Raw genomic sequence first — 22,988 nt, forward strand, 5'->3', positions numbered from 1 at the left:
GGGGGACATTAGGGACTCAGCGGTCCCGGAACGTCACGGCTTGACAATCGCCACGGCGTTGTACGGAGTGGTGGGAGTCGGTTCGGTGGTGAAGCGGGCGTTGGGCAGGTAGAGGCGATCGCCGAACCGGGCGATCGTCGTCGGCACGTCGAAGCGCGGGTCGGTCACCCTCGTGACCAGCGACGCCGCCGTGCCGGCGCGGTCGAGCGAGAACAGCGCGACGGTGTTCAGGCGGTTCTGCACGACGAGGAGCGAACGGCCGTCGAGCAGCAGCCCGTCACCGTTCGTGAGCACTTCCCCGCCGAGGTCGACTTCGCGCGCGAGCCCGGTGTCCGGTTTCACCCGGAACAACTTCCCGGTGTTGCTCTGCACGACCAACAACGCGCGCCCGTCCGGGGTGGTGGTGATGCCGTTGGCGTTGTTCACACCTGGGGTCAACGAGAAGTCGCCGCTGAGCGGGACGACGTCGAATTGCGAGGGCAACTCACCCCCTCGGCCGAGCGGGAGGCGGTAGAGGAGCGCCTTGCGGGAATCGGTGAAGTAAGCGGCGTCGCGGGTGACGACCACGTCGTTGACGAAGGTGTCGGCGTCCTGGGCGAAGCGGTAGGAGGCGAGGACGGCGCCGGAGCGCGCGTCGACCACCCTGGCGTCCCCCGCCGCCCCGCCCGCGACGAAGAGGCGGTCCCTCCGGTCGATCTTGAGGCCGACCGAGGCGGTGCCGGGCCCCTGGCTGAAGACCTCGCCGCGACCGGTGCGCAGGTCGACGCGGTAGAGGTCGCCGTCGGCGCGGGAGCCGAAGTAGGCGGTGGGGCGGTCGCCGATGGTGATGCCCTCGGGGAGGAAGCCGTCCGGGAGGGGGAACTCGGCGGGGAAGGCGTGCCCGACCAGGGGCTCGGGCCCGGCGACGGCGGGCGGGGGCGCGGCGAGGGCGGTGACGAGCCCGGCGACGAGGGCGGTGACGGCTCCGGTGGTGCGGATCATGCGGTGACAGCTCCTTCGCTCGACGGGCTCGGGACGTCCGGTCCCGGAGTTTTCCGCAGGAGTGGGGGCGGCGTGAAGGGGGGACGGGGAATCGACAGGGTTCGCAGGCCCCCTGAGTCGTCCGCGCCCCTGTTCCGGGACGCGCGTCCTGGTGTTCCCTGGCAGGGTGGAGAACCATCTGCGGGGGAACACGCACGGCCCCGTCGTGCAGGCGGGCAGCATCGGCACCGTGTCCCTGCTGAGCGATCCCCCGCGCGCTGAGCCGCGCCCCGATCGCGCGAGGCGCCGTCCCTTCGAGCTCCCGCCCACGACAGCGCGCTTCACCGGCAGGGCGGCCGAACTGGCCGAGCTGGACGCCTTGCGCCTCGGGCACGGTCCCTCGGTGGCGCTGCTCACCGGGGTCGGCGGGATCGGCAAGACGGCGTTGGCCCTGAAGTGGCTGCACACCAACAGGTCGAGCTTCCCGGACGGGCAGCTGCACGTCGATCTGGGGGCGGCCCGGACCGGGAGCGAGGTGCTGGAGTCGCTCCTGCGCTCACTGGGGGTGCGCGAGGACGACCTGCCTCGGGAGGCCTCGGAGCTGAGGCGCCTGTACCTCGGCTTGACCGCGCGCGGGGCCATCGCGCTGCTGCTCGACGACGCCACCTCGACCGAGCAGGTCATCCCCCTCCTGCCCGCCTCACCCGAGGCTGCCGTCCTGGTCACCAGCCGCTGGAGGTTGGACGCGCTGGCCGCGCGCGGAGCCGTGCTGGTGGACGTGGGCCCGCTGGACGCGCCTTCCGCGCTCGACCTCCTGGCGGGGGCAGCCGGGAACCGGGTGGTCGGGGAGGGCGAGGCCGCGCGGAACCTGGTCTCGCTCTGCGGAGGGCTCCCGCTCGCCCTCTCCGTGGTCGCGGGCAGGCTCGCCGTCCGCCCCAACCGCTCCCTGTCCGCCGAACTTCGGAGTCTGCGCGCGGCGGGGTTGTCCATGCTGTCCCTGCCGGGTGGTTCGTCGGTGATGGGGGTGCTGGACGTGTCCTTGGCCGAGCTCCCCGACGCGCTCTCCGCGCTGCACCTGGCGTGCGCGGCCCACCCTGGGCCGGAGTTCGGCGCGGAAGCCGCCGCAGCGGCGACGGGCGTGGCGGTCGCCGAGGCGGAGAGCTCGCTGGCCGAACTGGTGCGGCGGAACCTGCTCGTCGAAGTGGCGGACGGCCGCTACCGGTGCCACGACCTGCTGCGCGACCACGCGCTGAGCCGCACGCCCCCCGGTGAACGCGACGCGGCCTTGCTGCGACTCTGCTCGTGGTACCTGGATCTCGCGGTGGCCGCCGACCGCGCGGTGATCCCGGCCCGCCCCCGCTCCGGTCCCCGGTACGCGGTCGTCCCTCCGCTGGCGGACCGCGTGGTCGCGCTGGACCTGCTGTCCACCGAGCGGCGCAACCTCGTCGCGGTGCAGGGCGCGGCAGCCGAACGGGGCTGGCACGGCACGGTGTGGCAGCTCGCCGAGGCGCTGTGGGGTCTCTTCCGCTACCGCCACCACCGCGCGGACTGGCTGCGCACCCACGAGGTCGGCGTCGACGCGGCGGCGCGCGACGGCAGGCCTGACGCCGAAGCGCGCCTCCGGTTGCAGCTGGCGATCGGGTACCAGGAGACCGGCGCGTCCGCGCGGGCCACCGCGCAGGTCGAAGCGGCGCTGGAGCTGGCGCGGGTCGTGGGTGACCGGCAGATCACCGCCACCGCGCTGCGCCAGCTCGGCCGCATCGCACGTCCCGATGACCCCGCAGCCGCGCTGGAGCACTTCCGCGCCTCGTTGGAGGTGACCACGACGCTGGGCCAGCCGCGCGCCGAGGCCTTCGCCCACCAGCGGGTGGGCCAGGCGCTGACCGACCTGGGGCGGCACGCCGAGGCCGTCGCGGAGCTGTCCGAGGCGCACGACATCATGGCCGCCAACGGCCAGGACGTGGAGTTGGCGAGGGTGCGCTGCCTGCTGGCGACCCCGCTGCTGGCGCTGGGGCGCCGGGGCCAGGCTGCCGACTGCCTCGGCCTCGCCCTGCCGGTCCTGACGACCACGGGTTCCCCCAGCTACCTCGGGGAGGCGCTGGAACGACTGGCGGACCTGGCGCACTTGGACGGCGACCGGGCCGGGGCGCTGGAGCACCTCCGCTCGGCCGCGGCGAACTACCGCGCGGTGGGTGAGCCGGTCCCGGCCCCGCTCACCCACCGCCTCGCGGAGCTGAGCCGCGAGTGAACGCGCCCCTTGGACGCGCGCCGACCGGTCAACCGCGAACGAGCGGTCCCGGTTCAGGGCGTGGTGCGGGCCCCCTTCGAGCCGCCCCGGTCTCCACCAGGTGCAGCAGCGGCACCGGTTCCTGCACCGCGGGCCACGGCGGCTCCTCCAGGTCGAGCAACCGGTAGGCGGCCGAGCGCAGGAGGGCCGCCGAACCACCGGGCCGCGAGCTGACGACCCTCGCGAACCCGCGCACCGGACGGGCGCGCGCCAGTTGGGGGTCCAGCGGGAGCGCCGGGTCGAGCACGCCAGCCCGCTCCCGCAGCACGGCGGCGGGGCTGCCAGGCCGCACCAGGTCTTCGGGGAACGGGACGAGCAGCACCGGACGCCCCGCCGCAGCCGCGTACTGGGTGGTCGAGCCGTGGTCGCCCACGCACACGTCCGCGGCTATCACCGCCGCCCTCCACCCCTCGGCAGCGGGAACCAGCCCGACCTCAGGTGGCAGCCACGCCCGGACCTGCCGCACCCCGTGCACGCTGGTGGCGTTGGGGTGCACCACGGCGAGGACGCGCTCGCCCCGACCGACCAGCTCCCGGTAGAGGTCGAGGTGCGCCCCCAGCACGGACCGGGTGGTCCACGTCGAGCTGACCACCACCAACCGCTGCCCGTCTCGAACCCCCAAAGCCTCCCGGTAGGCCTGGCGCCGCCGCGACGACACCAGGACGCGGTCCAGGCAGGGGTCACCCGCCACCAAGGCGGTCGGTTCCGCTTCCGGGCACGAGGACCGCAGCACCTCCAGTTCGCTGTCGTGCGCCAGGACCAGCGCACTGGCCAGCGGCCTCCCGTTGTGCAGCAACTGCTCGCGCACCAGGCCGTGCGTCGGCCCGGCGTTCCCGCACCTGGGCGTCAGCCGCGACTTCAGCGCCCCCACCCCGTGCGGCATCCGCAGCACCGGACCGTGCAAGTCCTGGAGCCCGCGCGGGCTGGCCGCCAGCACCAGGTCGAACCGCCGCGCGGTCGCCTCGTCCCAGGGCAGGACCCGCGCCCCGGTGGCGCGGGCGAACGCCTCGGTCCCCGTGACCCTCCCCTGCACCGCGAGCACGACCTGGATCCTCGGGTCGCCCTCCAGCAGGGGCACCACGTCGAACAGCCTGGTCCCCGCGGCCACGTGCGGCACCACGACCAGGACAACCCGCTCGAAGGCTCGGGTGACCCGGCGCTCCGCGCCCGGCCCGAACGGCCCTTCCTCCCACCCCACGTGCACAACGCCTCCCCGCTCAACACCGGCAAGGTCACCAGCGTGGCAACGGTGTTCGGCAAAACCCTTCCGCAGGTTTCCCGAAGTGTTGTCGCCGCAGCTCAGCAGCGTCCAAAGGTGGCTAACCCGCACTCTTGCGGGGTCCACCCCCTCATGGTCTGCCAAAAGGTTTCCAGGGGTCTTCCGATTCCCTTCCCGCGCACGACCGGATCGGCGGCACGGGGCGCACGCGGCCTTCAGCGGGGGTGGGAACAGGTGCCGTCCGAGTTCGCGATACTGGGTAGGACCGGCGTCCTGGTGGACGGCGCGCGCGACACCGGGTGGGGAACGCCGAAGTCCCGCGCGATGCTCGGCGTGCTCCTCGCCCACCCGCGCCAGTGGTTGTCCGTGGACGTGCTGCTGGAGTGGGTGTGGAACGAGGAGCAGGCCCTGCCCGCGAAACCCCTGGACACCTTCTACAAGTACGCCCACCAGATCAAGCAGGCGCTGAAGCGGGCGGGCCTGGAGCCCGTGCTACGGCGCAGGCATGGCGCCTACCGGGCCGAGGTGGCCAATGAGGCGGTGGACTACTTCCGCTCCAAGGACCTGATCGAACGGGCTCGGACGATGAGCGACTCCCGGCTGGCCAAGGAGGCGCTGCGCCAAGCGGTCCACCTGTGGCTCGACCAGCCGCTGGCCGAGGCGCAAGGAGGACCTGCGGAGCAGTGGCGCGACTCGGTCCGCGAGAAGACCCTGCTCCCCGCATACAACCTGCTGGCCGAGAAGCACCTCGCGCTGCACGAGTACAACGCGGCGCTGAACGTGCTGGACGAACTGCCCGAGCGCGACGGGAACAGCCCGATGTTCGCCAGGCTCAGGCTGGAAACGCTGCACCTGCTGTCTCGCGGTCGGGAGGCGTCGGAGTTCCTGGCCCGCGCCTGCGTCCGCTTGGCGACAGAGTTCGGCGAGCGCGAGGCTCGCAACCTGCAGGACTTCTACCGGCGGTTCCGCGAGCACGCCCCGGCGGTGGGGACTCGGCGGAGCAGGACGCAGGCAGCGCCGCACCAGCTACCCCCGGCCGTGCCGGACTTCACCGGGCGGGAGGCGCTGTCCTCCACCCTCTCCGCCCTCGTGTTCGACCAGGACGCGCTACCCAGGCCGGGGGTGGTGGCCCTCGACGGCCAAGGCGGGGTGGGCAAGACCCAGTTCGTGCTGCACTGGGGCAAGCGCTACGCGGACCGCTTCCCGCGCGGCAGGCTCTACATCGACCTCAACGGCTACTCCTCCGACGCGCCGGTCACCGCCCCCTCGGTGGTGGCCCGGTTCCTGGAGGCCCTGGACCAGGCCCCGGACCTGGTTCCGGAACCGGAGCGCAGGCAGGCCAGGCTGCAGAACGCGCTCAACGAGGGAGGCGCCCTCGTCGTACTGGACAACGCGGCGGACGCCGAGCACGTCCGGCCGCTGCTTCCGCTGCTGTCCAGCTGCGTCGTGCTGGTGACCAGCCGCGACCGGCTGGACGACCTGGCCGCCACCTACGGCTGCGAGCAACTGCACGTGGACCCGCTGGAGCAGGAAGGGGCGGAGCTCCTGCTGACCGGGCTCATCGGGGCGCGGGCGCACGAGCAGCGCGGAGCGCTGGCGGGCCTGGCGGCGCGGTCGGGCGGACTGCCCATGGTGCTGCGCCTGATGGGTCGGTACATCACGACCCGGTCGGCGGTGCCGCTGGCGGAGTTCGTCGCCGACCTCGAGGAGGAGGACGTCTTCGGGCTGGACAGCGCGGGGCGCGGGCTCGCCACGGCCTTCTCGTGGTCCTACCGTTCGCTGCCGCCCGCACGGGCCAGGGTGTTCCGGCTGCTGGGGCTGCACCCCGGCGTGGACTTCACCGCGTCCGTGGCGGCCTCCCTCGCCGGGGTGCCCACGCGGGTGGCGCGTCGCGAGCTGGACGCGCTGGTCGCGGTGAACCTGCTGGAGCAGCACGGGGAGCTCGACCGCTACCGCCTCCACGACGTGGTCCGGGCCTACGCGGTGCGCTGCGGGGAGGACGAGCCGGAGCGGGAGCGCCTGGCCGCCGTGGAGCGCCTGCTCGACTTCTACCTGTTCACGGCGCGCAACGCCGACGCGGTGCTGCACCCCTCGCGGTTGAGCTACGACGACCTGGGGCCGTTGAGCGAGGGGTGCGCGCCGCTGGAGTTCTCCGGCCCGGACACGGCGACCCGCTGGTGCGTTCGGGAGCGGGACAACGTCACGGCGATCGTGCGCCGCGCTGCGGCGTCGGGCAGGCACGCGGTGGTGTCCGCCCTGTCGAACCTGGTCGGGGAGACCCTGAAGCGGCACGGTCACCTCGACGCGGTCCTGGAGCACCTGCACCTCGCGCTGGCAGCGGCGCGGGCACGTGGCCCCGAAGGCGCCGAGGAGGAGGCTGTGGTGGTCAACAACACCGCGCACGTCCACCTGATCAGGCGCGAGTACGGGCTCGCCGAGAGCCGCTACAACCAGGCGCACCTGCTGTTCCGGGAGCTCGGGCACGAGACGGGCGTCGCCGTGGCGCTGCAGGGCGGGGCACGGGTGCTGGTGGAGACCGGGAACGTCGTGATGGGGATCGAGTCGCACGAGCGGGCGCTGCGGCTGATCCGCGCTGCGGGCAGCAAGGCCTACGAGGTGGTGAGCCTGATCCGGTTGGGTGAGGCCCACCGGTACGCGCTGGACCTGCCCCAGTCGGCGTCCTGCTACCGCGAGGCCCTGGAGCTGGCGCGGGAACTCGACGACGCGCGCGCTCAGGGCGAGTGCCTGGTCGGGCTGGCCCTGGTGAACCGCGAGCGCGGGGACTCCAGGGCCGCCGCGGACTACTGCGCCCAAGTGCTCGCCACGGCCGAGCAGACCTGGGACGTGGAAGCGGCGGGGCGGGCGTGCGTGGTGCTGGCCGAGGTAGAACTGGAGGCCGAGCGCTACTTCGAGGCGAAGCAGTACGCGCGCACGGGGGTGCGGCTGTGCGAGCGGACGCGGGACGCGCTGGGGCAGGCGGTCGGGTTCGAGGTTCTGGCCGAGGCCCTGGGACGCACCGGGCGTTTGGCGGGATCCGAGGAGGCATGGGAGCGGGCGTCCGAGGTCTACCAGGTCCTGGGGATGCGGGAAGCGGCGGAGGCCGCGCGGCAGAAGGCCGTCGGCACCCGTGAGGGCAGGAGCTGGCCGCGCGCGCCATGGCGGGGGCGAGCCCTATCGTGAACGATCCATCAAATGGAATAACATAGCAAGACGAACGTTTTATTTTCGTGCGACTGGACTTGTCGATCACCGTTCCGATACGGTTGCCACCACCCGTTCGGGGTAAGATCGCACGAGTTAAACCACGCACAGCAAGGATGACATTGCCTCTTGCCCTCCTGGCGGCAACCATCTTCTCGTTGACCCCAGAAGCATCTCAGCACGCCGCTCCGACCTCGGTCGATGCGGTTCAGTCTACTTACAGCCCGCACTCCGCGCGGGGGTTCGACAACCTGGAGACCCAGTTGGGCCGGTTCAGGATCGACAGCCGCCTCTGGGCCTAGGAGTACAAGGGGTGCCCCATTCGGGGCACCCCTTCTTCATGCTTTCAGCGGTCCGATGATTCGATCGCAGGATGTTTCTTCACCCGGTCTGAAGGGCGAGGAACAGGTCGACCCGCCGGTCGAAGCGGGACAGGTCGACGCCGAGGAGCTCCTCCACCCGGCCCACCCGGTACCGCAGGGTGTTGACGTGCACGTGCAGCCGAGCGGCGGTGGTGGTCCAGGAGCCGGAGCAGTCCAGGAACACGCGCAGGGTGTTCAGGAGGTCGGTGCCGCGCGCGGCGTCGTGGTCGAGGAGGGGGCCGAGCAGGCGGCGGCGCAGGTCGGCGCGCGCCTGGTCGGGGATCGCGGCCAGGAGGAGGCGGTGCGGGGGGATCTCGGCGGCGGTGACGACCTCGGTGCGGGAGCCGCGCTCGGCGGCGAGCTCCAGCGCCCAGCAAGCCTCCTGCGCGGCCCCGCGCAGGGCCGCCGCGCGGACCGGGGAGGAGACGCCGATCAGGACCTGGCGACCGGCCAGGGCGGGGAGGGCGGTGCGGAGGGCGTGGCGGAGGGCCGGGGACGGGTCGGTGGAGGTGCGGAGCACGGCGCAGGCGGTTCGGGGGGCGGCGGGATGACCGGTGGCGGCCTGCGCGTCAGCAGCGGGATGACCGGCGGCGGCCTGCGCGCCAGCGGCGGGATGACCGGCGGCGGCCTGCGTGTCAGCGATGTGGGCAGTGGCGGGGGCGACTGCGGCTTGCGCGTCGGCGGGGTGGGCAGCGGTGGTTTGCGCGGCGGTGTGGGCCGGGGCTGCGGGCGGCGGTCCTTCGCTCGGCGGGTTCGTGTTCGCCCCCGTGCCGACGCCTCCCGCACCAAGCCCGCCGTCCGCCCTCACGCCCGCAGCCTGCGCTGATCCCGCCGCAGGCCCCACGTCCGAGCCCCCGCCCCACACGCCCACCAGCGCGTCCGGCGCAAGCGGCGCGAGGAGTTCCTCCAGCAGCGGCAAGGCTTCCCGTCCGTCCGAAGTGGACAGCATGACCACCCGGAGCGGTTCGTCCTCCGGCAACCCCGCCGCCGCCGCGCGGGTCGACAGCTCGCCCGTGCCGGTGGCCAGGGCGCGCAGCAGCGGGGTCGCCGCGCGGGTGGCCGCCGCGCGCTCCCGCAGCACCCGCGCGCGTTCCAGGCCCACCAGGTCGGCCAGTTCCAGCGCGGTCGCGTCGTGCGGACTGCCGCCGTCCACCGCCAGCAGCCAGCCGGTCGCGGACCTGGGGCCCACCGGGAGCAGCGCGGTGCGCCGCACCACCACGGGCAGCCGTTCGGCGTCGAAGCGGTCGCGCACCAGCGCCGCGCGCCGCTCGTGCGGCAGGTCGGGCCCGGCCACCAGGGCGCCGGTGGCGGACAGCACCCGGCACGGTGCGCCCAGCTCCGCCGCCCCGACCGCGACCAGCCGCTCCAGCCCTTCCCCTGCCGCCGCGACCAGCCTGCGGTGCCCCGCCAGCCGCGCGCCCGCGCCACCGGCCAGCTCCAGCACCACCCGCTCCGCCACCGCCCCGAACGAGACGTCCTCCGGCACCTCCAGCAGCGGCAGCCCGACCGCCAGGCACGCGGCGACCAGCGCCTCCGGCAGCTCCCCCGCGCCCGCCCGGCTCGCGGCCAGCGCCGACGCGCCCGCACCGACCAGCGCCGAGGCGAAGGGCGCGCAGTCGGCGTCGGCGCGGTGCCAGTGCAGCCCGGACAGCACCAGCTCGCCGCCGTCCAGGTAGCGGCCGGGGTCGGTCAGCTCGGTGGTGCGCGCCCCGGTCACCGGCCGGTCCAGCCAGCGGTCCCCGGTGCGGGCGCGCAGCCGCAGGTCCGGCATCCGGAGCAGGTCTCCCACGAGCACCGCGCGACCTCCGCACTCCCCGGCGCACCACCGGCCGGGTCCGATCGGGCTCGTAGGAAAGCACGAAACCGGCGGGCGCGGCAGGCTGGCGCTCGTGCGGCGGCTCCGTAGCCGGGTGGGCCCCCGCGCGGGTGTACTGGCCGCCCGGCCCACGAGGAGGTCCGCGTGACCATCAGCACGCACGTGCTCGACGCCGCGCTCGGCAGGCCCGCCGAGGGCGTGCCGGTCCGGTTGGAGCGCGGCGGCGAGGTGCTCGCCGAGGGGCGCACGGGCGCGGACGGGCGGATCACCGGCTGGCCGTCGCCCGAGGTCGGGGTGCACCGGCTGGTGTTCGACACCGGCGGCGTGTCGGAGTTCTTCCCCGAGGTGGTGCTGTCGTTCCGGGTGACCGACCCGGAGGCGCACCACCACGTGCCGCTGCTGCTGTCGCCGTTCGCGTACTCGACCTACCGGGGCAGCTGACCACGACCGGCGCGCCCCGGATCACCGCTGCGTGGTCCCGCAGGCGCGTGAACGCGGCGCGACGGGGAACACGGGGTCCACGAACAGGAGGCACGGCATGGGCGCGGAGCGGGAACTGGCCTGGTTGCGGCAGTCGGTGGACCTGGCGGTGCGCAACGTCGCGGACGGCGGCGGGCCGTTCGGCGCAGTGGTGGCGCGCGGGGACGAGGTGGTGGCCACCGGCGCGAACCGGGTGACCGCCGACCTCGACCCGACCGCGCACGCGGAGGTCGTGGCGATCCGGGCGGCCTGCCGGGCGCTGGGCGACTTCAGCCTGGCGGGGTGCGTGCTGGTGTCCTCGTGCGAGCCCTGCCCGCTGTGCCTGTCCGCCGCGCTGTGGGCGCGGGTGGACCGAGTGGTGTACGCGGCGGACCGGCACGACGCGGCGGCGGTCGGGTTCGACGACGGCGTGTTCCACGACCTGCTCGCGCGCCCCAGGGAGACGTGGGACCTGCCGGTGCTGCGCGTGCCGACGGACGTGGACGCGGCCCCCTTCGACGCCTGGCGGGCGCACCGGGGGCGGGTGGACTACTGACGGGGGCCGGGGCACCACTAAGGGAGTGCCCCCGGCACCCTGCCGCTGCCCGGTCGCGAGGGTTCGCGGGCGGTCGGCGGCACGGCGCGCCACCTCGGCGCGCGCCTGCCCCGATCGGGCGCTTCGGGGCACCGCGCGCGTCCGGCCGTTCAGCCGTCGCCGCAGGTCAAGCCGCCGGTTAGCGTCGGTCGCGCCCAGTCCCCGCCACCGGGAGGCCACCGTGCCGCGCAGAACCGCCCGCCTGTCCACCGCCCTCGCCGCCACCGCGCTCGCCTCGGGGGCCCTGCTCGCCACCGCGCCCGCCGCGAGCGCCATCCCGCCCGCCGGGCCCGGTGAGAGCGTGACCATCACCTACTACTCGGACGCCACCCGCACCGTCGAGGTCGGCTGGTGGTCGTACGGCTCGTGCGGCGAGCCCTTCGACTACGGCACGCACACCCGCTACTCCAAGGTGGTGAAGATCCGCTGCGGCACGCCCGACCCGCTGTGACGGCGAGTCGCGAAAACGAGAAGCGGGAGTACCCGAACGGGCGCTCCCGCTTTTCCCCGGCACCGGGTAAGCGACCGTCAGCCAATCAAGACGATCATTTATCCGGGTCGTAACAAATAGACCTGGAATCGCAACCCGAATCAGCCGCGAGCACCCCGCGAGCACCCGTGGGAACGCGCCGGGAAACGATCAGAGCGGGATCGCGCGCATCCGCTCGATCTCCACGCTCTGGGTCGCCATGACGTCGTTCGCCATCTCCTCGACCCGCACGTCCGTCCCGTTGCTCAGCTGCGCCAGCGCCATCTCCAGCGCCCCCTCGTGGTGCGCGACCATCAGCCGCACGAACAGCCGGTCGAAGTCCGCGCCCTGCGCCGCCGCCAGGTCCGCGAGCTGCCGCTCGGTCGCCATCCCCGGCATGTCGTCGTGGTCGTCCGCCCCGCCGACGTGCCCGTGCGCCTGCCCCGCCTGCCCGTACTGCCGCTGCCACGACTCCATGGCCTGGATCTCCGGCCCCTGGACGTCGTGGATGCGCGAGGCGATCCGGCGCACCACGTCGTTCTCGGCGCGCTCCGGCGCCAGCTCGGTCATGACCAGCGCCTGCCGGTGGTGGGTGATCATCTTCGCCACGTAGCCCAGGTCGACCTCGGTCGGCGCGGACCACAGGTCGGTGCCCACGTCACCCGGCGCCACGGTCTGCCCGGCCTCGCCCGGCTTCCCTGGAGCGATCACCGGGGCGGCGTCGGGATCGGCTCCGGCGGTGCACCCCGCCGCCGCCCCGAACACCGCCACCACCAGGGCCAGAATCACCGCGCGCATCCGCACCAAACCCCCTCAGCGATCGGATCACCGATCAACATACCCGCCGAACCACACCTTGAGAACCACGCGGAAAACCACCGTCCGGGTCTGGTTCTTAGCGTTGCGAAGGGGTAATACTGCGATTCCCTGCACGTGCCTTGGAAGGGGAACACGTGGTGAAGATCCGCAGTGCGGCCGGGCGGCGGAGAGCGCCTGCCGCCATGCTGGGGGCGATCGCACTGGCGCTGTCGATGGCGGCCTGGGGGCCGCAAGCCGTCGCCGCGCCTGAGGACGACCTCGCGGGGCTGTCCGAGGCCCAGCTGGAGAGCGCCGAGCAGCCCGGCGTCCCCGGCGTGGACGAGATCCGCACCAGCCGCAACGTCAAGCACGTCGCGAACGTGCCGAAGCAGGCGCCGTTCACCAGCTCGTCCACGTGGACCGACGTGGCGTTCCAGAACGGCTACGCCTTCGACGGCAACTACGACGGCTTCACGATCTACGACATCCGCAACCCGCGCCAGCCGAAGGTCGTCAGCTCCGTGCTGTGCCCCGGCTCGCAGAACGACATCTCGGTCAAGGACAACCTGCTGTTCCTGTCCACCGACTCCTCCCGCAGCGACAACTCCTGCTCCAGCACGTCGCTGGCCGCGTCGAACAAGGACGCCTGGGAGGGCATCAAGGTCTTCGACATCAGCGACAAGCGCAACCCGCGCTACATCGCCTCGGTCGAGACCAAGTGCGGCTCGCACACGCACACCCTGGTGCCGGACAAGAAGGGCAAGGACGTCTACCTGTACGTCTCCTCGTACAGCCCGAACGCCGCCTTCCCGGACTGCCAGCCGCCGCACGACCTGATCTCCATCGTCAAGGTGCCGCTGAAGAACCCGACGGCGGCCTCGCTGCTGGGCGAGCGGGTGCTGTTCCCGGACGGCGGCAACCCCGGCCGCAGCGGCTCGGTGGCCACCGGGTACGTGTCGGCCACCTCGGGCTGCCACGACATCACCGTCTACCCGTCGAAGGACCTGGCGGCGGGCGCGTGCATGGGCGACGGCGTGCTGTGGGACATCTCCGACCGGGAGAACCCGCGCGAGATCAGCCGCGTGCAGGACGACGTGAACTTCGCCTTCTGGCACTCGGCGACGTTCAACAACACCGGCACGAAGGTCGTCTTCACCGACGAGCTCGGCGGTGGCGGCGCGGCGACCTGCAACGAGGCCATCGGCCCGAACCGGGGCGCGGACGGCATCTACGACGTGACCGGGCGCGGTGACGACCGGGAGCTGGTGTTCAGGAGCTACTTCAAGATCCCCAGGCACCAGACCGACACCGAGAACTGCGTGGCGCACAACGGTTCGCTGATCCCGGTGCAGGGCCGCGACATCATGGTGCAGTCCTGGTACCAGGGCGGCGTGTCGGTGTGGGACTTCACCGACTCGTCCCGGCCGCGCGAGATCGGGTTCTTCGAGCGCGGTCCGCTGCCGAACGGCGCGGGCGGCGGCACGTGGTCCGCGTACTACTACAACGGGTACGTGTACAGCTCGGACATGGCCAAGGGCCTGGACGTGCTGGACATCCGCGACCCGCGCGTGCTCACCGCGAAGCTGGTGCGCACCGACGAGCTGAACGTGCAGACCCAGGGCCACTACCGGGAGCTGTTCCGGTGACCTGGGCCTGAGCCAGGAGCGGCGGAAGGGGCCACCGGTGATCCGGTGGCCCCTTCTCCTTTCCCCGCAACGTGATTGTCAGGCCGGGACGACGAGCACCCGGTCCGGCGCGACCCGCAGCGCCACCTCGGCGCCCGCCGGGAAGTCGGTGGCGCGGGACGACGGGTGGTCCACCCGCACGACCTGCCCACCACCGGCCAAGCGCACCGAGATCCGGGTCACCGGACCCAGGAAGCTCTGCGCCACCACGGTTCCCAGCAGCGCGCCGGTCCCGTCGCCACCGGCCGGGTGCGCGGTCACCTCGACGTCCTCGGGCCGCACGATCACCGACACCGCGTCGCCGGACGCCACCCCCGGCGCGCCGGGCGCGGGCAGCAGGTGCGCGCCGAGGCGGACCCCGCCGGGCTCGACCGTGCCCGCCACGGTGTTGGTGACGCCGACGAACTGCGCCACGAACGCCGACGCGGGCTCCCGGTACACCCTCGACGGGGTGTCCAGCTGCTCCAGCCTGCCGTGGGACATCACGCCGACCCGGTCGGAGACGGCCAGCGCCTCCTCCTGGTCGTGCGTGACGAACAGGGTGGTGATGCCCAGCTCGGTCTGGATGCGGCGGATCTCCTCGCGCAGCCCGACCCTGACCTTGGCGTCCAGCGCGGACAGCGGCTCGTCGAGCAGCAGCACCCTGGGCCGGATGGCCAGCGCGCGGGCCAGCGCCACGCGCTGCTGCTGGCCGCCGGACAGCTGGTGCGGGTAGCGCCCGCCCAGGTGCGCCAGGCCCACCAGCTCCAGCAGCTCGCCCGCGCGGGCCTTGCGGTCCGGCTGCTTGCGCAGCTTCAGCCCGAACTCGATGTTCTGCGCGGCGGTGAGGTTCGGGAACAGGCTGTAGGCCTGGAACACCATGCCCATGTCCCGCCGGTTCGCGGGCACGCCGGTGATGTCGCGCCCCTCGACCAGCACCGAGCCCGCGTCGGCGGTCTCGAAGCCCGCGACGATGCGCAGCGCCGTGGTCTTGCCGCAGCCGCTGGGGCCCAGCAGGCTGATCAGCTCGCCCTCGGCGAGGTCGAGGTCGAGCCCGTCGAGCGCGGTGTGCCCGCCGAAGGACTTGCGCAGCCCCTTCAGTTCCAGATGACCCATCTCAGCCTTCCTCGGCGGTGGCGCGGCGCCGCCTGCTGCCCGCCGAGGACAGCAGGAGCAGCAGCGCGAAAGCGAACAGCAGGCACAGCAGCGACACCGCGATGGACACGCCCGCGTCGCGCTTGCCGATCAGGTTGACCCGCACCTGGAGGGTGTCGAAGTTGAGCAGGGACGCGATGGTGAACTCGCCGAGCACCAGCGCGACGGACAGCAGGGCGGCGCTGATCAGCGCGGTGCGGATGTTCGGCACGACGATCCGCAGCAGCACCGTGCCCCAGCCAGCGCCCAGTCCCCTGGCGGCCTCGGCCAGGGTCTTGAGGTCGATCGCGGACAGGCCCGCGTCGAGCGAGCGGTAGGCGAACGGCAGCACCAGCACCGCGTAGGCGAGGGCGAGCGTGAGCGGCGAGTCGCCGAGGAAGTAGTCGACCCAGGCGTACAGCGGGGCCATGCCGACCACGAGCACGATCGCCGGGATCGCCACCGGCAGCAGGCACAGGAACTCGACCGGTCGGCGCAGCGCGGGCAGCCGCAGGCGGATCCACGCCATGGTGGGCACGAGCAGCGCCAGCACCAGCAGCGAGGACAGCAGGGCCAGCTGCACCGACACCCAGATGGCCTCGACCAGGTCGGGGTCGGTGACGATGCCGGACCAGGACCGGAGGCTGCGCGTGCCGTTCGCGCCCCTGGTGGAGAACTCGGCCATGGCGACCAGCGGCAGCGCGAAGTACGCGCCGAGCACCACGAGCACGACCGCGCGCAGCACGCCGCCGCTCCCCTTGCGGCGCTTGGGCTTCACGGGCTCTGGCGTCACATCTTCCCGCGTCACTGCCATCGGGCGAACCTCCGCTGGAGCAGGGCGTACAGGCCCATGGCCACGCCGACCACGACGATCATGCCCAGGCCGAGCGCCTTGCCGAGGTTCTCCTGCCCCAGCAGCACTTCCCCGGTGAGGAAGCCCCGGATCTGCAGCGGCACGATCGGGCTCCCCTGGGACACCAGGGCGGCGGCGGTGGCGTAGGCGGAGAACGCGTTGGCGAACAGCAGCAGCGCCGAGCCGAGGAACGCGGGCAGCAGGATCGGGCCGCCCACGTGCCGCCAGTAGGTCCAGCCGGAGCCGCCCAGGCTCTCGGTCGCCTCGCGCCACTGCGGGCGCAGCCCGTCGACGGCGGGCAGGAACACGATGACCATGAGCGGGATCTGGAAGAACGTGTAGACCAGGGTGAGGCCGGGCAGCTCGAACAGCCACGCGCCGGTCGCGAACAGGTCGAGGCCGAACGCGTCGGCCAGGAACCGGGTGACCAGGCCCTGGAAGCCCACGGTGGCCAGGAACGCGAATGCGAGCGGCACGCCGCCGAACTGGGCGAGCACGCCGGACGCGGCCAGCACGACCTTGCGCGTCACGCCCTGCGGCTTGCCGGAGGCCACGGCCCAGGACAGCAGCGCGCCGAGCGCGGCGCCGATCAGGGCGGTGAGCGCGGACAGCTGGACGCTGCGCAGGAACGCCTGGAGGTAGACGCCCTCGGTGAGGGTGGCCAGGTTGGCGAGGGTGAAGGCGCCGTCGTCGTCCTGGAACGCCCCGGCGAGCACGAGCGCCGTCGGGTAGAGCAGGAACGTGCCGACGTAGGCGAGGAACGGCACGACCACCAGCCACGCGGCCCACGACCGGCGGGACGGCCCCCGGCCGGGGGCGGCGGTGGCGCCGCCCCCGGCCGAGGTGTCGACGGGTGCGACCACCGGTCAGCCCACCGCCTGGGCCCAGGTGGCGGCGAGCGCCTGCTTGGCCTTGTCGGCCTGCTCCTGGGTCTGGTAGACGGACTTGTCGCCGGTGGCGGGCAGCGCGGCGGCGGCAGCGGTGTCGACGGTGCCCGCGGTGGTCATGGCCTCCATGCGGACCGGGCGGGACATGCCCTTGAGGTAGATGTTCTGGCCCTCGTCGCTCATCACGAACTCCTGCCACAGCCGCGCGGCGGCCGGGTGCGGGGCGTCGACGTTGATGGCCTGGTTGTAGTAGGCGCCGACCTGGGCCTCCTGCGGCACCACGGTCTTCCAGTCCAGCTTGCCCGCGAGCTTCGCGGTCTGCGCGGCGTTGGTGTAGTCCCAGTCGATGACCACGGGGGTCTGGCCGGACTCGATGGTCGCCGGGGTCGGGTCGACCGGCAGGAAGTTGCCCGCCGCCTTGAGCTGCTTGAAGAACTCGACGCCGGGCGCGATGTCGTCGGCCGAGCCGCCGTTGCCGAGGGAGGCCATCAGCACGCCGGAGAACGCGGCGCCCGCCTGGGTCGGGTCGCCGTTGAGCGCGACCTTGCCCTTGTACTCGGGCTTGAGGAGGTCCTTGACGCTGGTGGGCGCGGGGACCTTGGAGGCGTCGTAGCCGATCGACATGAAACCGCCGTAGTCGGCGAAGTAGCGGCCGTCGGCGTCCTTGAGCTCGGCCGGGATGTCGTCCCAGGTGGCGACCTTGTAGGGCGCGAACTTGTCGGCGTTGGCGATGGCCACGTTCAGGCCGAGGTCGAACACGTCGGGCGCCCGGTCGCTGCCCTTGAGCCGCTCGGCGGCGTTGATCTCGTCCTGCGAGGAGGCGTCGGGCTGGTCGGACTTGACCTCGATGCCGTACTTGTCGCCGAACGCCTTGATCATCTCGCCGTAGTTGGCCCAGTCCGGGGGCAGCGCGATGACGTTGAGCGCGCCCTCCTTCTTGGCCTCCTCCACGAGCTTGTCCATCCCGCCGAGGTCGGCGGCGGACTTCGCCGAGGCGGCGCTGCCGCCGGACGCGGCGTTCCCGCTGTCCTTGGCGGGCGGGGCGCCGCAGGCGGTGACGAGCGCCAGCGCGACGGCGCCCGCGCCGACCGCACGGAGAGCACGGTTGTGGATCACAGGAGGGACCTTCCTCGTGGACAAGGCTTTCCGGGGCAGGCGGCGCACCGGACGGGGGAAGGTTTCAGAACTCTCGGTAGCGGTGTCAAGGAAGGTGACGGGACTGAGACCCTGCCGACGTGAATGGAGAATTCCCAGTGCAGCAAGGGTTTCCAGTCGGTGAACGAGAGCCGCCGGACGGGGGATGGCGGTTACGACGAGTGACGCTCCGTGCTGCTCCGAGGCGGGTTCGCGGCCCGGTGGCCGAACCCCCGGCGCATCCCCGAGCCGCAGCACCGGGACCACCCCGACCCCTACCCCGATTTCCCCCCGGAGTCACCCGCATCACCCCGCTCGCGCCCCTCTCCCGGCACTAGCTTCGCCGGTTCGCCGAGGTGTTCGGCGGTCCGACCGACCAGGGGGTTCTCCGATGCGAAAAGCACTGGTGTGGGCGCACGTGGTGTCGTCCACGCTCTGGATGTCCATGGCGCTCGCGCTGTCCCTGCTCACCACGAACGCCCTGCGCCTGTCCGGCGGGGCGCGGGAGGCCGCGTTCGGCATGGCGCTGGTGATCGACCACCAGGCGGTGCAGCTGGCCGCGACGACGTCCGCGTTCACCGGGCTCGCGCTGTCCGCGCTGACGCCGTGGGGGTTCTTCCGGCACTGGTGGGTGCTGGCGAAGTTCGTGATCACGTTCAGCCAGCTGTACCTGGGGATCTTCGTGCTGAGCCCGAACCTGCGCCTGGACGGCGACCCGGCGCTGATGCGGTTCGGCTCGCTGCTGATGGCCTCGGCGCTGGCGTGCCAGGTGTGGTTCTCCACCGCGAAGCCGTTCGGCCGCACCGCGTGGACCAGACCGGGCAAGCGGAAGGCGGCGCCGAACTGGGCGTTCGCGCTGGGCCTTGCGATCCCGGCGGCGGACGTGCTGCTGGGGACCTTCGTGCTGGGGCGCACGATCCCGGTGATCGCGCTGCTCGCCACGATCGGCTACCCGATCGCCTGGCTCGTGCTGCGCGCCAAGCGCCGCGCCGCACTTCCCGCAGCCAAGGGGAATCCACTTCAAACGTGATCCGCATCCCTTGCGCCACAACGCCGAAAACGTTGCACGAACGCGCGAAGTGTCAGTAGCGCAACAATTCCGCAACCCCGACATCTGTCAGCCAGGCCACATCGGCCTGCGGACCACCGCAAGACGTGTCTCAAGTGGACACTACCGCCGGTTACCGAAAAACCCGGCCCTCAGCAGGGGTTTTCCCAGCACAGCCGACCGAGTCGTCACTCAGCGCACCTGACGATTACCTGACATCGCCAGAACCACCGCCCATCGGCGCCCCCTACGCCGGTATACCTCAAACGGCCCAACGGCGGGCGCTGCCAGGAGTAGCAGGCACGTGTTTAGAACTCGCCCGAATGGGAAAAGGAGTCGCCCATGATCGAAAACGAACCGGATGTGTCGCCGTGAACTTCTGGGACTTCGTGGCGGACCGGTGGAGCAGGCTGCTCACCGAGTCGCTGCTCCACCTGAGCGCGGTCGTGCAGTGCACGATCCTCGCCGCTCTGATCGGTGTCGGCGTGGGGATCGCCGTCTACCGCAGCCCGCTGGGCTCGGCCACGGCCACCGCCCTGGCCAGCGCGGTGCTCACCATCCCCTCCTTCGCCCTGCTGGGACTGCTGATCCCGGTGCTCGGCCTCGGCGCGCCGCCCACCGTGGCCGCGCTGGTGCTCTACGGCCTGCTCCCCGTCGTGCGCAACACGATCGTCGGTCTGAGCGGGGTCGACCGGTCGATCCGGGACGCCGCGCGCGGCATCGGCATGAGCCGCTTCAGCGTGCTCACCTCGGTGGAGCTGCGCCTGGCGTGGCCCGCGATCCTGACCGGGATGCGCGTCTCGGCCCAGATGCTGATGGGCATCGCCGCGATCGCCGCCTACGCGCGCGGCCCCGGCCTCGGCGTGGAGATCTTCGCCGGGCTGACCAGGGCGGGCAGTGCCAACGCCACCAACCAGGCGATCGCCGGAACGCTCGGCGTCATCGTCCTCGCGCTGCTCCTCGACGGGGTCTTCGCGCTGATCGGACGCTACACCGTCTCTAGGGGGATCCGTGGCCAGTGACATCGAACTCGTGGACGTGACCAAGCGGTACGGCGGCACGAAGCGCGCCGCCGTCGACTCGGTGAGCATGACCATCCCCGCCGGGGAGATCGTGGTGTTCGTCGGCCCCTCGGGCTGCGGCAAGACCACCACCATGCGGATGATCAACCGGCTGATCGAGCCGACCTCCGGCAAGATCACCATCGACGGCGCGGACACCCGCTCGCTGGACCCCGACGAGCTGCGGCGCGGCATCGGCTACGCCATCCAGCAGGCCGGGCTGTTCCCGCACATGACCGTCGCGCAGAACGTCGGCACCGTGCCCGGCCTGCTGGGCTGGAACAAGTCCAAGGTGCGGGACCGGGTCGACGAGATGCTCGACCTGGTGGGCCTGGACCCGGCCGACTACCGCGACCGCTACCCCCGCCAGCTCTCCGGCGGCCAGCAGCAGCGCGTCGGCGTGGCCCGCGCGCTCGCCGCCGACCCGCCCGTGCTGCTGATGGACGAGCCGTTCGGCGCGGTCGACCCGATCACCAGGGGCAACCTGCAGGACCAGCTGCTGCGGCTCCAGTCGGAGCTGGGCAAGACGATCGTGTTCGTCACGCACGACTTCGACGAGGCGGTCAAGCTCGGCGACCGCATCGCGGTGCTGGGCGAGCAGTCGAGGATCCTGCAGTACGACACCCCGGAGGCGGTGCTGGCCAACCCGGCCGACGACACCGTCGCGGGCTTCGTCGGCGCGGGCGCCTCGCTCAAGCAGCTGACCCTGCGCCGGGTGCGCGAGGTCGAGCTGGCCAGCGCGGTCACCGCCCCGCAGGACACCGACTCCACCGAGATCCGCCGCAAGCTCGACGAGGCGGGCCGCGAGTTCGCGCTGCTGCTGGACAGCCGCAACCGCCCGGTCAGCTGGGTGCACGCGCGCAACCCGCGCAGCCGCAAGCCCGTCGGCGACCTGGTGTCGCTCCAGTCGACCCTGCAGGACGCGCTGGAGGCGATCCTGACCGAGGGCGGCGCGGCCGTGGTGACCGGCAAGCGCGGCGAGTACGTCGGCCTGGTCGAGATCGACACCGTCATGGGCGCCGTGCAGCAGGCGCGCGACGACCACGCGGGGGCTCCCGCGTGACCGCGACCGCAGTGAACGGTCCCACCCAGGCGGCCACGCGCTCGCGCGCGGACGGCCTGCGCCTGCTGGTCCAGCCCGCGGCCACGATCCTGCTGGTCGGCGGGGTGCTCCTGTGGGCGTTCGGCCTGGACCTCGACTCGATCGAGCAGCAGAGCATCAACGCCTCGTCGCTGCTGACCGCCACCTGGGACCACCTGGTGATCAGCCTGATCGTGACCGCGCTGGTGGTGGCGATCGCGGTGCCGCTGGGCGTGCTGGTGACCCGCCGCTGGGCGCGCAGGGCCGCCCCGGTCGTGCTGGGGCTGGCCACGATCGGCCAGGCCGCGCCCGCGATCGGCGTGCTGGTGCTGTACTTCATGGCCACCGGCGCCGAGGGCATGTGGGCGGCGGTCGTGCCGATCACGTTCTACTCGCTGCTCCCCGTGCTGCGGAACACCGTGGTGGGCCTGCAGGGCGTCGACCCGGCGCTGGTGGACGCGGCGCGCGGCATCGGCATGTCCTCGTTCACCGTGCTGCGCCGGGTGGAGCTGCCGCTGGCGGTGCCGCTGATCCTGGCGGGCCTGCGCACCGCGCTGGTGCTGGCGGTCGGCGTGGCCACGCTCGCGGTGTTCGTCAACGGCGGCGGCCTCGGCCTGCTGATCGACACCGGTTACAAGCTGGCCCGCGTCCCGGTGCTGGTGACCGGGGCGGTGCTGGCCGTCGGCCTGGCGCTGCTCGTGGACTGGCTGGGCGCGGTGGCCGAGACCTACCTGGGACCGAAGGGGTTGCGATGAGCGGCAGGAGCAGGAGGGGCCTGGCCGCGATCGGCGCGGCGCTGTGCCTGACGGTGACCGGGTGCGGGCTGGAGAGCTCGTTCGCGCTGCCGTTCGAGGTGGCGCCCGGCTCGATCCGGCCGGAGCCCGCGCTGGAGGGCGTGAAGGTCTCGGTGGGGTCCAAGGACTTCACCGAGAACATCGTGCTCGGCTACATCACCGAGGTCGCGCTGGCGGCGGCGGGCGCCGAGGTCAACGACATGACCAACATCCAGGGCTCGAACAGCTCGCGGCAGGCGCTGCTGACCGGTGACGCCGACCTGTCCTGGGACTACAGCGGAACCGGCTGGATCAGCTACCTGGGCAACACCGAGCCGATCGCGGGCGAGCGCGAGCAGTACGAGGCGGTGCGCGAGGCCGACCTGGAGCGCAACGGCCTGGTGTGGCTGGACTACACGAAGGTCAACAACACCTACGCGTTCGCCGTGACGCGGGAGTTCGCCGAGGCCAACGGCCTCAGCACCACCAGCCAGATGGCCGAGCTGGTGAAGAACGACCCGAGCAAGGGCGTGTTCTGCCTGGAGACCGAGTTCATCAGCCGCAACGACGGGTTCCCCGGCGTGGCGCAGACCTACGGCTTCGACGCGGGCGCGGCGCAGGTGAAGACCTTCGGCAGCGGCACGATCTACACCGCGACCGCCGACGGGCTGTGCAACTTCGGCGAGGTGTTCACCACCGACGGCCGCATCCTGGCGCTGGACCTGGTGGTGCTGGAGGACGACAAGAAGTTCTTCCCCCAGTACAACGCCTCGCTGGTGCTGCGCGAGGAGTTCCACGAGCAGCACCCGGAGATCGAGCGGATCATGACGCCGGTGTTCGAGAAGCTGGACAACGACACGATCATCCGGCTGAACGCCGAGGTGGACGTGGACGGCCGCGACCCGGCGGCGGTGGCGCGGGACTGGATGGTGAGCGAGGGGTTCGTGTCGATCCCCGACGACACCATGGCCGCGGGCGCTCGGCGCTAGCGGGTCCGGGTTCGGAACTCGGAGCGAGCGGGGCGGGTGGGGACGGCGCGGTCCCCACCCGCCCCGCTCGCTTTCGCGGGACCACCGGACGGCGCGGTGCCCGGTGTCCCCGTGAGCGCGCGGGGGTGCGGGGGTGCGGCCGGACGATTGACATCCGCCCCTCCCCCTCCCAGTCTGGGAGCGCTCCCAATCATCATC

At 72.5% G+C, this 22,988-nt stretch carries 19 protein-coding genes; 11 read left to right on the forward strand and 8 right to left on the reverse strand.

Features of this window, described 5'->3' with window-relative positions:
• Window positions 1-33: 33 nt before the first annotated feature.
• Complete coding sequence (locus LV78_RS26305; protein ID WP_253848303.1) at window positions 34-981, reverse strand: SMP-30/gluconolactonase/LRE family protein; 948 nt, start codon at window positions 979-981, stop codon at window positions 34-36.
• Window positions 982-1,147: 166 nt separating this feature from the next.
• Between LV78_RS26305 and LV78_RS26310 the strand changes: the two genes are divergently transcribed.
• Window positions 1,148-3,208, forward strand: coding sequence for an ATP-binding protein (locus LV78_RS26310; RefSeq protein ID WP_253848304.1), 2,061 nt, complete (start codon window positions 1,148-1,150; stop codon window positions 3,206-3,208).
• A gap of 28 nt (window positions 3,209-3,236) precedes the next feature.
• Here the strand turns inward: LV78_RS26310 and LV78_RS26315 are convergent, their stop codons facing one another.
• Window positions 3,237-4,445, reverse strand: coding sequence for a hypothetical protein (locus LV78_RS26315; RefSeq protein WP_253848305.1), 1,209 nt, complete (start codon window positions 4,443-4,445; stop codon window positions 3,237-3,239).
• 255 nt (window positions 4,446-4,700) lie between these two features.
• Here LV78_RS26315 and LV78_RS26320 point away from each other — a divergent pair, with 255 nt between their 5' ends.
• Entirely contained in the window at window positions 4,701-7,646 is a 2,946-nt protein-coding gene (locus LV78_RS26320; RefSeq protein ID WP_253848306.1) for an NB-ARC domain-containing protein, read from the forward strand.
• A 402-nt stretch (window positions 7,647-8,048) separates the two neighbouring features.
• Here the strand turns inward: LV78_RS26320 and LV78_RS26325 are convergent, their stop codons facing one another.
• Window positions 8,049-9,824 carry a PucR family transcriptional regulator gene (locus tag LV78_RS26325; protein WP_253848307.1) on the reverse strand — a complete coding sequence of 592 codons (1,776 nt, stop codon included), beginning with the start codon at window positions 9,822-9,824 and terminating at the stop codon, window positions 8,049-8,051.
• A 165-nt stretch (window positions 9,825-9,989) separates the two neighbouring features.
• Between LV78_RS26325 and uraH the strand changes: the two genes are divergently transcribed.
• The 3 genes from uraH (at window position 9,990) to LV78_RS26340 (ending at window position 11,350) form a co-directional block, all read left to right on the forward strand.
• Entirely contained in the window at window positions 9,990-10,286 is a 297-nt protein-coding gene (gene uraH, locus LV78_RS26330) for a hydroxyisourate hydrolase (RefSeq protein ID WP_253848308.1), read from the forward strand.
• A 97-nt stretch (window positions 10,287-10,383) separates the two neighbouring features.
• Complete coding sequence (locus LV78_RS26335) at window positions 10,384-10,860, forward strand: nucleoside deaminase (RefSeq protein ID WP_253848309.1); 477 nt, start codon at window positions 10,384-10,386, stop codon at window positions 10,858-10,860.
• 220 nt (window positions 10,861-11,080) lie between these two features.
• Window positions 11,081-11,350, forward strand: coding sequence for a hypothetical protein (locus tag LV78_RS26340; RefSeq protein WP_253848310.1), 270 nt, complete (start codon window positions 11,081-11,083; stop codon window positions 11,348-11,350).
• Between the two features lie 189 nt (window positions 11,351-11,539).
• Here the strand turns inward: LV78_RS26340 and LV78_RS26345 are convergent, their stop codons facing one another.
• Window positions 11,540-12,166, reverse strand: a complete 627-nt coding sequence (locus tag LV78_RS26345; protein WP_253848311.1) for a DUF305 domain-containing protein — start codon at window positions 12,164-12,166, stop codon at window positions 11,540-11,542.
• Between the two features lie 203 nt (window positions 12,167-12,369).
• On the opposite strand from LV78_RS26345, the gene LV78_RS26350 reads away from it, so the two are divergent.
• Window positions 12,370-13,812, forward strand: coding sequence for an LVIVD repeat-containing protein (locus LV78_RS26350; RefSeq protein WP_253848356.1), 1,443 nt, complete (start codon window positions 12,370-12,372; stop codon window positions 13,810-13,812).
• 78 nt (window positions 13,813-13,890) lie between these two features.
• Here LV78_RS26350 and LV78_RS26355 read toward each other — a convergent pair whose 3' ends face one another.
• Genes LV78_RS26355 through LV78_RS26370 form a run of 4 tightly spaced genes read right to left on the reverse strand, consistent with a single transcriptional unit; the run spans window position 13,891 to window position 17,820 of the window.
• Window positions 13,891-14,946: an ABC transporter ATP-binding protein gene (locus tag LV78_RS26355; protein ID WP_253848312.1), complete on the reverse strand. Its 1,056-nt coding sequence runs from the start codon at window positions 14,944-14,946 to the stop codon at window positions 13,891-13,893.
• 1 nt (window position 14,947) lies between these two features.
• The gene (locus LV78_RS26360) at window positions 14,948-15,742 is read right to left on the reverse strand and encodes an ABC transporter permease (RefSeq protein ID WP_253848313.1); all 795 of its coding nucleotides are present in this window, start codon (window positions 15,740-15,742) and stop codon (window positions 14,948-14,950) included.
• 26 nt (window positions 15,743-15,768) lie between these two features.
• Window positions 15,769-16,680, reverse strand: coding sequence for an ABC transporter permease (locus tag LV78_RS26365; RefSeq protein WP_253848314.1), 912 nt, complete (start codon window positions 16,678-16,680; stop codon window positions 15,769-15,771).
• Window positions 16,681-16,683: 3 nt separating this feature from the next.
• Window positions 16,684-17,820, reverse strand: coding sequence for an ABC transporter substrate-binding protein (locus tag LV78_RS26370; protein WP_253848315.1), 1,137 nt, complete (start codon window positions 17,818-17,820; stop codon window positions 16,684-16,686).
• A 409-nt stretch (window positions 17,821-18,229) separates the two neighbouring features.
• Between LV78_RS26370 and LV78_RS26375 the strand changes: the two genes are divergently transcribed.
• The 5 genes from LV78_RS26375 to LV78_RS26395 all read left to right on the forward strand — a co-directional run bounded on the left by LV78_RS26375 (window position 18,230) and on the right by LV78_RS26395 (window position 22,790).
• Window positions 18,230-18,868, forward strand: a complete 639-nt coding sequence (locus tag LV78_RS26375; protein ID WP_253848316.1) for a hypothetical protein — start codon at window positions 18,230-18,232, stop codon at window positions 18,866-18,868.
• 341 nt (window positions 18,869-19,209) lie between these two features.
• Window positions 19,210-19,908 carry an ABC transporter permease gene (locus LV78_RS26380; protein WP_301307339.1) on the forward strand — a complete coding sequence of 233 codons (699 nt, stop codon included), beginning with the start codon at window positions 19,210-19,212 and terminating at the stop codon, window positions 19,906-19,908.
• Entirely contained in the window at window positions 19,898-21,010 is a 1,113-nt protein-coding gene (locus tag LV78_RS26385) for an ABC transporter ATP-binding protein (protein ID WP_253848318.1), read from the forward strand. Before LV78_RS26380 ends, LV78_RS26385 begins: the two co-directional genes overlap by 11 nt.
• Window positions 21,007-21,783, forward strand: a complete 777-nt coding sequence (locus LV78_RS26390; RefSeq protein WP_253848319.1) for an ABC transporter permease — start codon at window positions 21,007-21,009, stop codon at window positions 21,781-21,783. Before LV78_RS26385 ends, LV78_RS26390 begins: the two co-directional genes overlap by 4 nt.
• On the forward strand, window positions 21,780-22,790 hold the full coding sequence (locus LV78_RS26395; RefSeq protein WP_253848320.1) for a glycine betaine ABC transporter substrate-binding protein: 1,011 nt from the start codon (window positions 21,780-21,782) through the stop codon (window positions 22,788-22,790). The genes LV78_RS26390 and LV78_RS26395 overlap by 4 nt, the downstream gene beginning before the upstream one ends.
• Window positions 22,791-22,988 lie beyond the last annotated feature (198 nt).

The organism is Actinosynnema pretiosum, from assembly GCF_024171695.1.
GTDB lineage: Bacteria > Actinomycetota > Actinomycetes > Mycobacteriales > Pseudonocardiaceae > Actinosynnema > Actinosynnema pretiosum.

What these genes read in the sequence shown, in the direction of transcription:
- LV78_RS26305 (WP_253848303.1), bottom strand. Translation starts at nt 981, where the DNA reads ATGATCCGCACCACCGGAGCCGTCACCGCCCTCGTCGCCGGGCTCGTC.
- LV78_RS26335 (WP_253848309.1), top strand. Translation starts at nt 10,384, where the DNA reads ATGGGCGCGGAGCGGGAACTGGCCTGGTTGCGGCAGTCGGTGGACCTG.
- LV78_RS26345 (WP_253848311.1), bottom strand. Translation starts at nt 12,166, where the DNA reads ATGCGCGCGGTGATTCTGGCCCTGGTGGTGGCGGTGTTCGGGGCGGCG.
- LV78_RS26350 (WP_253848356.1), top strand. Translation starts at nt 12,370, where the DNA reads ATGCTGGGGGCGATCGCACTGGCGCTGTCGATGGCGGCCTGGGGGCCG.
- LV78_RS26355 (WP_253848312.1), bottom strand. Translation starts at nt 14,946, where the DNA reads ATGGGTCATCTGGAACTGAAGGGGCTGCGCAAGTCCTTCGGCGGGCAC.
- LV78_RS26375 (WP_253848316.1), top strand. Translation starts at nt 18,230, where the DNA reads ATGCGAAAAGCACTGGTGTGGGCGCACGTGGTGTCGTCCACGCTCTGG.
- LV78_RS26380 (WP_301307339.1), top strand. Translation starts at nt 19,210, where the DNA reads ATGGGAAAAGGAGTCGCCCATGATCGAAAACGAACCGGATGTGTCGCC.
- LV78_RS26395 (WP_253848320.1), top strand. Translation starts at nt 21,780, where the DNA reads ATGAGCGGCAGGAGCAGGAGGGGCCTGGCCGCGATCGGCGCGGCGCTG.